12 protein-coding genes are annotated in these 13377 nt (G+C 51.9%); 6 read left to right on the top strand and 6 right to left on the bottom strand.

Annotated features, from left to right (window positions below; genetic code table 11):
* Nucleotides 1-22 precede the first annotated feature (22 nt).
* Nucleotides 23-1678, bottom strand: a complete 1656-nt coding sequence (gene sgrR / locus OGY06_RS21465; protein ID WP_148362453.1) for an HTH-type transcriptional regulator SgrR — start codon at nucleotides 1676-1678, stop codon at nucleotides 23-25.
* A 99-nt stretch (nucleotides 1679-1777) separates the two neighbouring features.
* On the opposite strand from sgrR, the gene sgrT reads away from it, so the two are divergent.
* The 5 genes from sgrT to idnR all read left to right on the top strand — a co-directional run bounded on the left by sgrT (nucleotide 1778) and on the right by idnR (nucleotide 6652).
* A complete protein-coding gene (sgrT, locus tag OGY06_RS21460; RefSeq protein ID WP_003829577.1) occupies nucleotides 1778-1906 on the top strand; it encodes a glucose uptake inhibitor SgrT in 129 nt (42 codons plus the stop codon).
* A 108-nt stretch (nucleotides 1907-2014) separates the two neighbouring features.
* Nucleotides 2015-3193: a sugar efflux transporter gene (locus OGY06_RS21455; RefSeq protein ID WP_003829576.1), complete on the top strand. Its 1179-nt coding sequence runs from the start codon at nucleotides 2015-2017 to the stop codon at nucleotides 3191-3193.
* Between the two features lie 278 nt (nucleotides 3194-3471).
* The gene (gene idnO / locus OGY06_RS21450) at nucleotides 3472-4236 is read left to right on the top strand and encodes a gluconate 5-dehydrogenase (RefSeq protein ID WP_003829575.1); all 765 of its coding nucleotides are present in this window, start codon (nucleotides 3472-3474) and stop codon (nucleotides 4234-4236) included.
* Between the two features lie 57 nt (nucleotides 4237-4293).
* Nucleotides 4294-5577, top strand: a complete 1284-nt coding sequence (locus tag OGY06_RS21445) for an MFS transporter (protein ID WP_003829574.1) — start codon at nucleotides 4294-4296, stop codon at nucleotides 5575-5577.
* An 82-nt stretch (nucleotides 5578-5659) separates the two neighbouring features.
* Complete coding sequence (gene idnR, locus OGY06_RS21440) at nucleotides 5660-6652, top strand: DNA-binding transcriptional regulator IdnR (RefSeq protein ID WP_286605931.1); 993 nt, start codon at nucleotides 5660-5662, stop codon at nucleotides 6650-6652.
* A gap of 45 nt (nucleotides 6653-6697) precedes the next feature.
* On the opposite strand, the gene leuD is transcribed toward idnR, so the two are convergent.
* The 5 genes from leuD to leuL form a co-directional block, all read right to left on the bottom strand.
* Complete coding sequence (leuD, locus tag OGY06_RS21435) at nucleotides 6698-7303, bottom strand: 3-isopropylmalate dehydratase small subunit (protein WP_003829572.1); 606 nt, start codon at nucleotides 7301-7303, stop codon at nucleotides 6698-6700.
* 10 nt (nucleotides 7304-7313) lie between these two features.
* The gene (leuC, locus tag OGY06_RS21430) at nucleotides 7314-8714 is read right to left on the bottom strand and encodes a 3-isopropylmalate dehydratase large subunit (RefSeq protein WP_286605930.1); all 1401 of its coding nucleotides are present in this window, start codon (nucleotides 8712-8714) and stop codon (nucleotides 7314-7316) included.
* 2 nt (nucleotides 8715-8716) lie between these two features.
* Entirely contained in the window at nucleotides 8717-9808 is a 1092-nt protein-coding gene (gene leuB, locus OGY06_RS21425) for a 3-isopropylmalate dehydrogenase (RefSeq protein ID WP_003829570.1), read from the bottom strand.
* Nucleotides 9808-11379, bottom strand: coding sequence for a 2-isopropylmalate synthase (gene leuA, locus OGY06_RS21420; protein ID WP_197385292.1), 1572 nt, complete (start codon nucleotides 11377-11379; stop codon nucleotides 9808-9810). The genes leuB and leuA overlap by 1 nt, the downstream gene beginning before the upstream one ends.
* A 90-nt stretch (nucleotides 11380-11469) precedes the next feature.
* Nucleotides 11470-11556, bottom strand: a complete 87-nt coding sequence (leuL, locus tag OGY06_RS21415; RefSeq protein WP_048998978.1) for a leu operon leader peptide — start codon at nucleotides 11554-11556, stop codon at nucleotides 11470-11472.
* A gap of 654 nt (nucleotides 11557-12210) precedes the next feature.
* Here leuL and leuO point away from each other — a divergent pair.
* Nucleotides 12211-13158: a transcriptional regulator LeuO gene (leuO, locus tag OGY06_RS21410; RefSeq protein WP_020996231.1), complete on the top strand. Its 948-nt coding sequence runs from the start codon at nucleotides 12211-12213 to the stop codon at nucleotides 13156-13158.
* The last annotated feature ends 219 nt before the right edge of the window (nucleotides 13159-13377 follow it).

Here is a 13377-nt window from a genome sequence, read left to right as displayed (position 1 = left end):
GGCAGCAATTAAGAGCTGGCTCTTATGGATCCGGCGGCGCAAACCACGCCGATTTAAAATCAAACCAGCCGAGGGTATTCATGCGCAGCCCGCGCATACTGCGCTGTCCCTGAATGATCAGCCAGTGGTGGATTAATGGCACAATGGCCTTTGTGGCGAGCAACTGTTGGCACCATGCTGCCAGGCTCATTTCGCCCGTTCGCCAGCGAGCCGCATCGTTTTCCCAGTCCCGCGAGATACAGTTTTGCAGCAAAGGGACTTCGCACAAATGGGCGAACAGTGAGAAGTCCAGCGGGAGGGTAAAGTTGGCGCTGTTGAGCCAGATATCGCTGACGATTTCACCTGCATGCCATTGATCGTAGTCGATCTCCTGAATATTCAACTGTACCTGATGCTGCGCCAGCAACGTTTTCATGATCTGCGCGATAATCCGGTGTTCGATATGATCGCGATAGTAGGTGATCGTCAGCGTTTCCAGCCCGGCGGGTTTTTCACCATGGCCAGGTTTGGCGTGATGCCAGCGGGGAAGCAAACCGTAGGCGGGAAACCACAGTCGCTGGTACTGTTCGTCGGCGTGGCAGATTAAATTCGTTGGCGAGAGAACGCGGCTTGCCCACTCGCGTACCTCCTGATTAGCGCCACGGTGGCTACGCGCATCAAACAGCAGGTAGTAGCAGCCTTCTTCGAGGCGGCTTTCGATCGCCTTTTCATCCTCTGTGGGACCTTTTAGCGTCAACCCGCCGCCAGGCTCTTCTCCGATATCGGGTAATACCCAAACATTAACTTCGTCGATTAGCGCCCGGTAGCCAAAGTAATCATCAAATGCATGAATTTTCAGTTGGTTATTGGTGTTGCGCATTACCGCATACGGACCGGTACCAATCGGGTGGCTGGAAAAGTTGTTTAGCGTTTCCCATTCTCGCGGCAGGATCATGGCCGGGACCTGCCCCAATAGCCAGGGAAGCCAGCGGTCTGGCTGGGCCAGATGGATATCCAGCGTCCAGGCCGTGGGAGAAACTATTTGCGTGATGTGTGAGTACAGTGGCAGGGTGTTAATGCGCCTCAGCGAGGCGATAACATCTTCCATTTCCAGCTCGCGGCCATGATGAAAATGGATCCCCGGGCGCAGGAAGAATCGCCAATGCAAAGGTGAAATTTGCTGCCAGTGATGGGCAATGTCCGCTTCCAGTTCCCCATTTTCCTCATTTACCCGAATTAAGGCACTGAAGATTTGGCGGGCGATATGGGTTTCGGAGCGGCGTAATGCCGTACCGGGGAGCAGGTTGTGCATCGGGCGATAATAGAGAACGCGCATGATATGCCGACCCTGGCGAAAGCTGCGGCCAAGGTGGGAGACCAGCATTTGCCGGACGGCCGTTTTGTCACCGACAAGCTGCACCAGTTGATCGATACGATCCTGTTCCAGTAGGTCTTCCGCGCGCTGCTGCTGGAGCGCCAGCCCGGTATAGAGGAATGTCAGTCGCGAGCGTTTACCTCGTCCAACTTCAGCTTCCCACGTCAACCAGCCACGATCCTGCATGGTATTAAGCAGCGTACGCATATGGCGACGCGAGCAGCTCAGTAGATCCGCCAGCTCGTTGAGCGTCGTGTCTTGCGTCTTGCCGTCACAGCATTGCCACAGACGGATGAACTGTTGTTGCAAACGACCAGAAGACATAAAAGGGGAACTCCTGCGGAAAACTCAGCAATTTTATAATCCCTATATTAAGCCAATAATAGATTCCGATGAAGCGATGAGACAACGAAGGGGTCATCTATGCGTCAGTTCTGGTTGAAGTACTTTACCGCGACAGAAAAATCGTCCTGGTTGGCTTGCCCGAGTGCCCCGCAGCGCTTAAAGATGCTCGAAGAGCTGATGCAGTGGGAGATGACATCTGACTCCTGAATTGGAAATTGCAGACATCATGTGTGACTGAGTATTGGTGTTAATCGCCGCGCCAGCAGGTATTATCTGCTGGCTTTTTTCGTTTCAGCTGCGCTTAAAAGGAAAGATATGCTCTGGATTATGACCATGGGACGGCGCCTCAACGGCGTTTACGCGGCATTTATGCTGGTCGCTTTTATGATGGGCGTGGCGGGGGCATTGCAGGCACCCACGCTGAGTCTGTTCCTGAGCCGTGAAGTCGGGGCGCAGCCATTTTGGGTCGGGCTGTTTTACACCGTCAATGCGATTGTCGGGATCGTCGTCAGCCTTGGCCTTGCGAAACGATCTGACAGCCAGGGCGATCGACGTAAGTTGATCATGTTCTGCTGCCTGATGGCAATTGGCAATGCGTTGCTGTTTGCCTTTAATCGTCACTATCTTACGCTGATCACCTGCGGTGTGCTGCTGGCCTCGCTGGCGAACACCGCCATGCCGCAGCTGTTTGCGCTGGCGCGGGAATATGCTGATAACTCCGCGCGTGAAGTGGTGATGTTTAGCTCGGTGATGCGTGCGCAGCTTTCACTGGCCTGGGTAATTGGCCCACCGCTGGCTTTTATGCTGGCGCTGAATTACGGCTTTACGGCGATGTTTTCCATTGCCGCAGGGATTTTTGCCATTAGCCTGGTGCTGATTGCGCTGATACTGCCGTCAGTTGCCCGGGTGGAGCAGCCTGTAGATGTGCCGCTGGAACAGACCGGCGGTTGGCAGGACAAAAATGTGCGTATGTTGTTTATTGCCTCCACGCTGATGTGGACCTGCAACACCATGTACATCATCGATATGCCGCTGTGGATAAGCCTCGAACTGGGCTTGCCGGACAAGCTGGCCGGGATTCTAATGGGGACGGCAGCTGGACTGGAAATTCCGGCGATGATTCTTGCGGGCTATTACGTGAAGCGCTTTGGCAAACGGCGAATGATGATCGCGGCCGTCGCGGCAGGCGTGCTGTTTTATCTTGGTTTGATCTTCTTTCACAGCCGTACGGCGCTGCTGGTGCTGCAACTGTTTAACGCGGTATTTATCGGTATTATCGCCGGGATAGGCATGCTGTGGTTTCAGGATCTGATGCCCGGACGTGCGGGATCAGCGACCACATTATTTACCAACAGTATTTCAACGGGAGTCATTCTGGCAGGGGTGATTCAGGGGGCAGTTGCGCAAAGCTACGGTCACTATGCCGTCTATTGGGTAATTGCGGTGATTTCGGTGGTGACGCTGTGGATGACCGGGCGGGTGAAGGATGTTTAGTCCGGTGCAATCCCGGCGTCGCTGTGCTCGACCGGACGACATTTCGTATTCGCTTTTGTCGTTTTTGTAGGCCGGATAAGGCGTTTACGCCGCCATCCGGTAACCTCTCCTTACGGCCTGATCGCGTTACGCTTATCAGGTCTATCCCTCTTTTTTTCATCTTGCACGTAAATGTAATGTTGATCACATAACGATCATTTTCCTCTTCCTGGATCTTCTTTTTTCTACTGTTACGCGTATACAGTTACGCGTAACAGTTATTAAAAAAGGAGTTTTTTATGAAAAACCTATTCGACCTGACCGGTAAACGCGCGCTGATTACCGGTTCCGCCCAGGGCATTGGTAACCTGCTGGCCAACGGTCTGGCGGCGCACGGTGCTGAGATTGTGATTAACGATATTACCCAGCAGCGTGCTCAGGCGGCGGCGGACAAACTGGTGGCTGAAGGCTATCGCGCCGTTGGCTATGGATTTGATGTCACCAACGGGGAAGAGGTGGCGCGCGCCATCGCGCAAATCGAAAAGGAAGTTGGGGCCATTGATATTTTAATTAACAACGCCGGAATTCAGCGTCGTTATCCCTTCACCGAATTCCCGGAGGCTGAATGGGACAAAGTGATTGATGTAAACCAGAAATCGGTCTTTCTGGTGTCGCAGCAGGTTTCCCGCTACATGGTGCAACGCCGCCGCGGGAAGATTATTAATATCTGCTCAATGCAAAGCGAATTAGGTCGTAAAACCATTACCCCATACGCGGCGTCAAAAGGCGCGGTCAAAATGTTAACCCGTGGCATGTGCGTGGAACTGGCGGAATACAATATTCAGGTCAACGGCATTGCTCCCGGCTATTTCGCCACCGACATGACCACCGCGCTGGTCAACGATGAAGCATTCTCCGCCTGGCTGTTCCAGCGCACGCCCGCCGCTCGCTGGGGTAACCCGGAGGAGCTGATCGGCGCGGCGGTTTATCTTGCCGCGCCCGCTTCTGACTTTGTGAATGGGCATCTTCTGTTTGTGGACGGCGGCATGCTCGCCGCGGTCTGATAAATAATGGGCCGCAGTCGTGGCTTGCCAGCGAAAACAATAATCCAAGGAGTGAGTATGAATATGCTCGCAAAACTGCCAGCACGTCGCTGGTGGTATTTAATGCCGATTATTTTTATTACCTACAGCTTAGCTTATCTTGACCGCGCCAATTACGGCTTTGCCGCTGCCGCGGGTATTGAACATGACTTGGGGATTACTCAGGGAACTGCATCGTTAATTGGCGCGTTATTCTTCCTGGGCTACTTCTTTTTCCAGGTGCCGGGCGCGATGTACGCCGTTAAGCATAGCGTGCGCAAAATGATTTTTTACAGCCTGATCCTTTGGGGACTTTGTGCCGCGGCGACCGGCTTTGTCAGCAATATCCCAACGCTGATGGCGATCCGCTTTATTCTCGGCATCGTCGAAGCGGCGGTGATGCCCGCGATGCTGATTTATATCAGCAACTGGTTTACCAAAACTGAACGCTCGCGCGCCAACACCTTTTTAATTCTCGGCAACCCGGTCACAGTGCTGTGGATGTCGATAGTCTCCGGCTACCTGATTGAAGCCTGGGGCTGGCGCGAAATGTTTATTATCGAAGGTATCCCGGCGGTGATCTGGGCGTTCTGCTGGGTGATTCTGGTACGCGACAAACCGGCGGATGCGGGCTGGTTGAGCGAGCAGGAGAAACAGGCATTACAGCAGGCGATGGATCGCGAGCAGCGCGACATCAAACCGATGCGTAACTACGGTGAAGCGATGCGTTCACGCAGCGTCATTATGCTTTGCGCGGTGCATGCGCTGTGGAGCATCGGGGTGTATGGCTTCATGATGTGGATGCCGTCAATCCTCAAAAATGCAGCTCAGATGGACATCGTGGCGGTGGGCTGGCTGGCAGCGGTGCCGTATCTGGCGGCGATTTGCCTGATGCTGACCGTCTCCTGGCTGTCCGATAAGTTCCAGAACCGTAAACTGTTTATCTGGCCGCTGCTGTTGATTGCCGCTATCGCGTTCTTTGCCTCGTGGCTGTTGGGCAACCAGTCCTTCTGGCTCTCCTACGCGCTGCTGGTTGTGGCCGCCGCCTGTATGTATGCGCCTTACGGGCCGTTCTTTGCGCTGATCCCCGAACTGCTGCCACGCAACGTCTCCGGCGTGTCGATGGGGATGATCAACAGTTTTGGCGCGTTAGGGGCATTCCTCGGCGCGTGGCTGGTGGGTTACCTCAACGGCGTGACCGGCGGGCCGGGCGTCTCCTACACCTTCATGGCGATTGCTCTGCTGGCGTCGGTGGTGCTGATGTACTGCGTTCGTGCGCAAAATGAAACCACGTCGCCGTCGGCTGAGATGGCTACGCGTTAAGGTTGAGCGAGGAGTGCAGTCGCTAACCGGCTGTGATAAGGTTCTCTGCGAGCAAAATGGGCTGTTGGTCGTAGAGAACCTCATGAAAAACAATCGGATGACATTACAGGATATCGCTAATCTGGCCGGGCTGAATAAGATGACGGTCAGCCGTTATCTGCGTGACCCGAATCAGGTGTCGCAACGCAGCCGCGAATTGATTTCGAAAGTGATGGAAGAGAACAACTACATCCCCAACCGCGCCCCGGAAATTCTGCTCAACGCACGCAGCAAAACCATTGGTGTGCTGATCCCCTCGTTTCGTAATCAGATCTTTGCCGACGTGCTGGCTGGGATTGAATCCGTCACCTCGGCCTGCCAGTACCAGACGCTGATCGCCAACTACGAATATGATGCCGAGCGTGAAGAACGTGAGGTGCTGAACTTGCTCTCTTACAATATCGACGGCCTGATCCTCACGGGAAAGCTGCATACCGAGCGGATGATCCAGTACGTGCGCGCCAGCGGCGTACCGGTGGCGGAACTGATGGATATTAGCGGCCAGTATCTTGATATACAGGTTGGGTTTGATAACGAAAAAGCCGCGTTTGAAATGACGCAGGCTTTTATTGACAGCGGTAAACGCAGCATTGCTTTCTTTGGTTCGATGGATGACCCCCGAGACCTCAGCCGTTTTCGCGGCACCGAGAAAGCGCTGGCGGCGCAGGGACTGGAAGCGTACCACCTGGCGCCAAAAACTATTTCGTCGGTGGCGCTGGGACGCAAGATGTTCCAGCAGGCGATAGGGGAAAAGCCGGATATTGACGCTATTTTCTGTACCAACGATGACCTGGCGGTTGGCGCGCTGCTGGAGTGTCAGGCACAGCAGTACGATGTGCCGGGAAAAATGGCGATTGCCGGTTTCCACGGGCTGGAAATTGGCCGTGCGCGGCTGCAAAAAATCGCCAGCGTGATTACGCCACGCTTTGAGATTGGCAAAACGGCGGCGGATATTCTGATTAAGCGTTTGAACGGGAAAGATGCGCCGGGCAGCGTCAATCTTGGCTACCAAATCTATTACGGCGATACGCTTTAGGCGAAGAGAAAGGGCTGGCCACAGTGCGGTGACCAGCGGAAGAGATTACTGCATAAACGCTGGCTGCTTGTCTTCGTACTCGGTGATGGCCGCTTCATGCTGCAGCGTCAGCCCGATGCTGTCCAGACCGTTCAGCATGCAGTGACGGCGGAAGTCGTCAATTTTAAAGCTGTAGGACTTATCGCCTGCTTTCACCACCTGCGCTTCCAGATCCACTTCAAATTTAATGCCCGGATTGGCTTTCACCAGCGCGAACATTTCATCTACCTGCGCGTCGCTCAGGGTCACCGGCAACAGTTGGTTATTGAAACTGTTGCCGTAGAAGATGTCGGCGAAGCTTGGTGCGATAACAACTTTAAAGCCGTAATCGGTCAGTGCCCACGGCGCATGTTCGCGTGAAGAGCCGCAGCCAAAGTTTTCCCGTGCGAGCAGAATTGATGCCCCTTTATATTCCGGGAAGTTTAAAACGAACTCAGGATTCGGCTGTTGGCCCTTTTCGTCCAGGAAACGCCAGTCGTTAAACAGATGGGCGCCAAAACCGGTGCGCGTAACCTTCTGCAAAAACTGTTTAGGGATAATTGCGTCGGTATCAACGTTGGCGGCATCCAGTGGGACAACCAGGCCGGTATGCTGGGTAAATTTCTCTGCCATGGTAGTTTCCTTATTTGATGCTGCGAATGTCGGCAAAATGACCGGTTACGGCGGCAGCGGCGGCCATGGCCGGGCTGACTAAATGCGTGCGACCACCGCGGCCCTGACGACCTTCAAAATTACGGTTGCTGGTGGATGCACAGCGTTCGCCTGGGTTCAGGCGGTCATTGTTCATCGCCAGGCACATGGAACAGCCCGGTAAACGCCATTCAAAACCGGCTTCGATAAAGATCTTATCCAGACCTTCTGCTTCCGCCTGCGCTTTCACCGGACCAGAGCCCGGCACCACCAGTGCCTGCACACCCGGCGCAACTTTGCGCCCTTTGGCGATTTCTGCCGCGGCGCGTAAATCTTCAATACGCGAGTTGGTGCAGGAACCGATGAACACTTTATCGATAGTCACTTCCGTTAACGGAATACCCGGTTTCAGCCCCATATACGCCAGCGCTTTTTCAGCTGATGCACGCTCAACGGGATCGGCAAATGACGCCGGGTCGGGAATATTATCGTTCACCGAGATGACCTGACCCGGGTTTGTTCCCCAGGTGACCTGCGGAGCGATCTCTTCTGCCTGCAGGGTAACGACGGTATCAAACGTCGCGTTGTCGTCGGTTTTCAGGGTTTTCCAGTATGTAACCGCGTGGTCAAAATCCTCGCCCTTCGGTGCGTGTAAACGACCCTGAACATAGTTAAATGTCGTTTCATCCGGTGCGACCAGACCCGCTTTGGCGCCCATTTCAATGGCCATATTGCACAGGGTCATCCGGCCTTCCATGCTCAATGCACGGATGGCTTCGCCACAAAACTCAACCACGTGTCCGGTACCGCCTGCGCTACCGGTTTTACCGATAATAGCCAGCACAATATCTTTGGCGGTAATGCCAGGGGCTGCTTTACCGTTGACTTCAATCTTCATGGTTTTGGCGCGCCCCTGTTTCAGGGTCTGCGTCGCCAGAACGTGTTCAACTTCAGAGGTGCCAATGCCAAACGCCAGTGCGCCGAACGCGCCGTGTGTAGCGGTGTGGGAATCGCCGCAGACGATGGTCATACCCGGCAACGTCACGCCTTGTTCTGGCCCCATCACGTGAACGATACCCTGATACGGATGGTTCAGGTCGTACAGCTCGACGCCAAATTCGTTACAGTTCTTAATCAGCTCCTGCATCTGTATGCGCGCCATCTCACCCGACGCGTTGATGTCTTTGGTCTGGGTAGAGACGTTGTGATCCATGGTGGCAAAGGTTTTACCTGGCTGGCGTACCTGACGGCCATGCGCGCGCAGTCCATCAAACGCCTGCGGAGAGGTCACTTCATGCACCAGATGCCTGTCGATGTACAACAGTGGGGTTTCGTTTTGCACCTCAAAGACGACGTGCGCATCAAACAATTTTTCGTACAACGTTTTGGCCATGATTACACCCCTTCTGCGACGTAACGGGCAATGATGTCGCCCATTTCATCGGTACTGACTGCGGCAGCGCCACGGGCTAAGTCACCGGTGCGAATGCCTTCTTCTAATGCGCGGTTGATGGCGCTCTCAATTGCGGTTGCCGCATCATTGGCATCCAGGCTGTAGCGCAGCAACAGCGCCAGCGACAGGATCTGGGCGATAGGGTTGGCAATGTTTTTCCCGGCGATGTCCGGAGCTGAACCGCCAGCAGGCTCGTACAAACCAAAACCCTGCTCATTCAGGCTGGCGGACGGTAACATGCCCATCGAACCGGTGATCATGGCGCACTCATCGGACAGAATGTCACCAAACAGGTTAGAGCACAGCAACACGTCGAATTGGGATGGATCTTTAATCAACTGCATTGTCGCGTTGTCGATGTACATATGCGCCAGTTCAACGTCTGGGTATTCATTAGCAATTTCATTGACGATTTCGCGCCACAGAATAGACGTTTGCAGTACGTTAGCTTTATCAATCGACGTAACTTTACGGCGACGTTTGCGAGCGGATTCAAACGCGATACGTGCAATACGTTCGATCTCGAAACGGTGATAAACCTCGGTATCAAAGGCTTTTTCATGTTGTCCGCTGCCTTCGCGGCCTTTTGGTTGACCGAAGTAAATCCCGCCAGTCAGTTCGCGTACGCACAGGATGTCGAAACCGTTCGCGGCAATATCTGCGCGCAGAGGGCAAAACGCTTCCAGCCCCTGGTAGAGCTTAGCTGGGCGCAGATTGCTGAATAATTTGAAGTGCTTACGCAATGGCAGCAGCGCGCCACGCTCTGGCTGCTGGTTTGGCGGCAGGTTTTCCCATTTCGGGCCGCCAACGGAGCCAAACAGAATGGCGTCAGCTTGTTCACAGCCTTCAACCGTTGCAGGTGGCAGCGGCTGACCGTGGTTATCGATCGCGGCACCACCCACGTCGTAGTGGCTGGTGGTAATGCGCATGTTAAAACGGTTGCGGATTGCGTCCAGTACCTTCAGGGCTTGCGCCATCACTTCCGGGCCAATACCGTCACCCGGCAAAACAGCAATATGATAATTCTTCGACATCACACGGTTTCCTTGTTGTTCTCGTTGTTCTGAGCTTTGCGTTGCAATTCTTTTTCGACTTCTTCGGCGCGCCAGATGTTGTTCAGCACATGCACCATCGCTTTAGCAGAAGATTCGACGATATCTGTCGCCAGACCGACGCCGTGGAAACGACGACCGTTATAGTTGGCAACGATATCCACCTGACCCAGAGCATCTTTACCGTGCCCTTTGGCGGTCAGGCTGTATTTCACCAGTTCGATGTTGTACTCAGTTACACGGTTGATAGCCTGATAAATAGCATCGACTGGACCGTTACCGTTCGCCGCTTCGGCTTTAACTTCTTCACCGCAGGCCAGCTTGACGGAGGCGGTGGCGATGTCGTTTGAGCCGGACTGCACGCTGAAGTAATCCAGACGGAAATGCTCTGGCTCTTCCTGCTGTTTATTAATGAAGGCCAGCGCTTCCAGGTCGTAATCAAATACCTGACCTTTTTTATCCGCCAGTTTCAGGAATGCGTCATACAGGTTGTCCAGGCTGTATTCATTTTCTTTATATCCCATCTCGTCCATACGGTGTTTCACCGCGGCGCGTCCGGAACGGGAGGTCAGGTTCAGCTGTACCTGGTTCAGACCAATGGATTCAGGCGTCATGATTTCGTAGTTTTCACGGTTTTTCAGTACGCCGTCCTGATGGATGCCGGAGGAGTGGGCAAAGGCGCCGCTACCGACAATGGCTTTGTTTGCCGGAATAGGCATGTTGCAGATTTGGCTGACTAACTGACTGGTACGCCAGATCTCCTGGTGATTGATGCGGGTCTGTACATTCAGGATATCTTTACGCACCTTGATCGCCATGATCACTTCTTCCAGTGAGCAGTTACCGGCGCGTTCGCCGATACCGTTCATCGCGCCTTCCACCTGACGCGCTCCGGCGTGAACGGCTGCCAGCGCGTTGCCGACGCCCAAACCTAAATCATCATGGGTGTGTACGGAGATGATGGCTTTATCGATATTTGGTACGCGTTCATACAAGCCAGAAATGATTGCCCCAAATTCGAAAGGCATGGTGTAACCGACGGTATCAGGGATGTTAATGGTTTTAGCACCCGCGTTAATGGCAGCTTCAACCACGCGAGCCAGATCGGCGATAGGGGTACGGCCTGCATCTTCGCAGGAGAACTCCACGTCATCGGTATAATTACGCGCACGCTTAACCATGTAGATCGCGCGCTCAATGACCTCATCCAGCGTACTGCGTAATTTCGTCGCGATGTGCATCGGCGAGGTGGCGATAAACGTATGAATACGGAAAGCTTCAGCGACTTTCAGCGATTCTGCAGCGACGTCGATATCTTTTTCTACGCAGCGGGCTAAGGCGCAAACGCGGCTGTTTTTAACCTGACGAGCAATGGTCTGAACTGACTCAAAGTCGCCCGGTGAAGAAACGGGGAAACCTACTTCCATCACGTCAACGCCCATACGCTCAAGGGCCAGCGCAATCTGCAGTTTTTCTTTCACACTCAGGCTTGCCTGTAACGCCTGTTCACCATCGCGTAAGGTGGTATCGAAAATAATGACTTGCTGGCTCATGGTTTAGGTCCTTGGTTTCTTAGGGCGCCTTGCTTCGAGCATAAAAAAACCCGCGCAACGGCGCGGGTTTTTGTCTTAACTGGAGCTGACTTAATGCTGAATGTCGTCCACCAGTCTACCGCGCAATGAAGATGCGTTTAGTAGTAGTAGACCGTTGAAACGAGCAATGTAAGTCATCAATTAAGCTCCAGGCGAATGCGATATGCTTTTAGTGGTACTGGATATGAAGACTGATGTCAACCCTCACCCTAGCAAATGCCTCACTTGAGGGGGGAAGTTTCGGCAAAACTTAAGCGAATTGTGCTGAATTTTTTGGGGTACATAAAATTAATCAGTTGATGGTTGTACATGTTTTTCATGGTTTGACATATTTGAGCATAATTATTTGCATTTATTGTAACGGCGAACTGGAGAAAACTCCGCCTCTGGGATTTTTTATCCTCATGATTTATTTGTTTTTATAGTGACTATGAATGGGTTGGAACGGTGTGATACCACATAATTGATAAATTAATGTTAACTTTTAATGTATTAATAATATAAACATTTAATTAAAACTTAAATATACATTCACTGTATGTATGATTGTGTATTCGCCGCGCTTATGGTTATATTGTTTTTGAAATTTAAACATATGAATCACCGTGCAGTGACACCTGCCACACTGCGCTCGCATTGGTCTTTTGTTCATTTAGGTTTGTGCCTTTATGTTTTCCTAATTTTAATGTTTTTTCTTTTTCTCATCTTATATGTATGGTAAATCATATTAACGGAGATTATTTCTTCACTCCGTCTGGGAAAAGGGAGTTTAGAGTGACAGTGGAGTTAAATATGCCAGAAGTAAAAATAATAGATAAAACAAATATTATAGATATGGGGAAGCCACAGCTTCGCATGGTTGATCTTAATTTATTAACCGTCTTTGATGCGGTGATGCAAGAACAAAACATTACCCGTGCCGCGCATACTTTGGGGATGTCGCAACCCGCTGTCAGTAATGCGGTTGCGCGCCTGAAAGTGATGTTTAATGATGAGCTTTTTGTTCGTTATGGACGCGGTATCCAGCCGACAGCAAGAGCCTTCCAGCTATTTGGTTCTGTTCGCCAGGCATTGCAATTAGTGCAAAATGAACTGCCTGGATCGGGCTTTGAACCAGCCAGCAGCGAACGCGTATTCAATCTTTGCGTGTGCAGCCCATTGGATAATATCCTGACGTCATTGATTTATAATCGGGTTGAGCAAGTTGCACCAAACATTCATGTCGTATTTAAATCTTCACTCAATCAAAATACAGAGCATCAATTACGTTACCAGGAAACTGAATTCGTTATTAGCTATGAAGAGTTCCGACGTCCTGAATTTACTAGTATTCCGTTATTCAATGACGAAATGGTGTTAGTGGCAAGTAAAAAGCATCCGCGCATTAGCGGCCCTTTACTGGAAAGTGATGTCTATAATGAACAGCATGCGGTGGTGTCACTTGATCGCTTCGCATCATTCAGCCAACCGTGGTATGACACACCGGATAAACAATCCTGCGTGGCTTATCAGGGCATGGCATTAATTAGCGTTCTTAATATTGTGTCGCAGACGCATTTGGTTTCTATTGCGCCACGTTGGTTAGCAGAAGAATTTGCCGATTCTTTAGAACTACAGATCTTGCCTTTACCGTTAAAATTGAACAGCCGCACATGCTATCTTTCATGGCATGAAGCCGCAGGCCGGGATAAAGGGCATCAATGGATGGAAGAGCTGTTAGTCTCCGTTTGTAAGCAGTAGCATTTGGCAGAGTAAACCGGGCGGTACATCCTGTTTATTCTGCTTTTAAGTTTATAACTAAAATTTTATGCTGAACTCTATTTTTTACGTCTGTCCAAAAGTGTCAAAAAATAGAGTAATTGCTGTAAGCTCCCATTTTTAAGCGATTTTTTATCATACTGATTGCTTATGCTGGTTTAATTCTCCGTTTATTCGCGTCTTTCCTCCTTTTTATTCTTA

It is taken from the genome of Citrobacter sp. Cpo147 (assembly GCF_030332405.1).
In the GTDB taxonomy this organism is placed as follows: domain Bacteria; phylum Pseudomonadota; class Gammaproteobacteria; order Enterobacterales; family Enterobacteriaceae; genus Citrobacter; species Citrobacter portucalensis.
Note: the sequence above shows the minus strand (reverse complement) of the source record. Positions and strands in the feature narration are given on the sequence as shown.

What these genes read in the sequence shown, in the direction of transcription:
- sgrR (WP_148362453.1), bottom strand. Translation starts at nt 1,678, where the DNA reads ATGTCTTCTGGTCGTTTGCAACAACAGTTCATCCGTCTGTGGCAATGC.
- sgrT (WP_003829577.1), top strand. Translation starts at nt 1,778, where the DNA reads ATGCGTCAGTTCTGGTTGAAGTACTTTACCGCGACAGAAAAATCGTCC.
- OGY06_RS21455 (WP_003829576.1), top strand. Translation starts at nt 2,015, where the DNA reads ATGCTCTGGATTATGACCATGGGACGGCGCCTCAACGGCGTTTACGCG.
- idnO (WP_003829575.1), top strand. Translation starts at nt 3,472, where the DNA reads ATGAAAAACCTATTCGACCTGACCGGTAAACGCGCGCTGATTACCGGT.
- OGY06_RS21445 (WP_003829574.1), top strand. Translation starts at nt 4,294, where the DNA reads ATGAATATGCTCGCAAAACTGCCAGCACGTCGCTGGTGGTATTTAATG.
- idnR (WP_286605931.1), top strand. Translation starts at nt 5,660, where the DNA reads ATGAAAAACAATCGGATGACATTACAGGATATCGCTAATCTGGCCGGG.
- leuD (WP_003829572.1), bottom strand. Translation starts at nt 7,303, where the DNA reads ATGGCAGAGAAATTTACCCAGCATACCGGCCTGGTTGTCCCACTGGAT.
- leuC (WP_286605930.1), bottom strand. Translation starts at nt 8,714, where the DNA reads ATGGCCAAAACGTTGTACGAAAAATTGTTTGATGCGCACGTCGTCTTT.
- leuB (WP_003829570.1), bottom strand. Translation starts at nt 9,808, where the DNA reads ATGTCGAAGAATTATCATATTGCTGTTTTGCCGGGTGACGGTATTGGC.
- leuA (WP_197385292.1), bottom strand. Translation starts at nt 11,379, where the DNA reads ATGAGCCAGCAAGTCATTATTTTCGATACCACCTTACGCGATGGTGAA.
- leuL (WP_048998978.1), bottom strand. Translation starts at nt 11,556, where the DNA reads ATGACTTACATTGCTCGTTTCAACGGTCTACTACTACTAAACGCATCT.
- leuO (WP_020996231.1), top strand. Translation starts at nt 12,211, where the DNA reads ATGCCAGAAGTAAAAATAATAGATAAAACAAATATTATAGATATGGGG.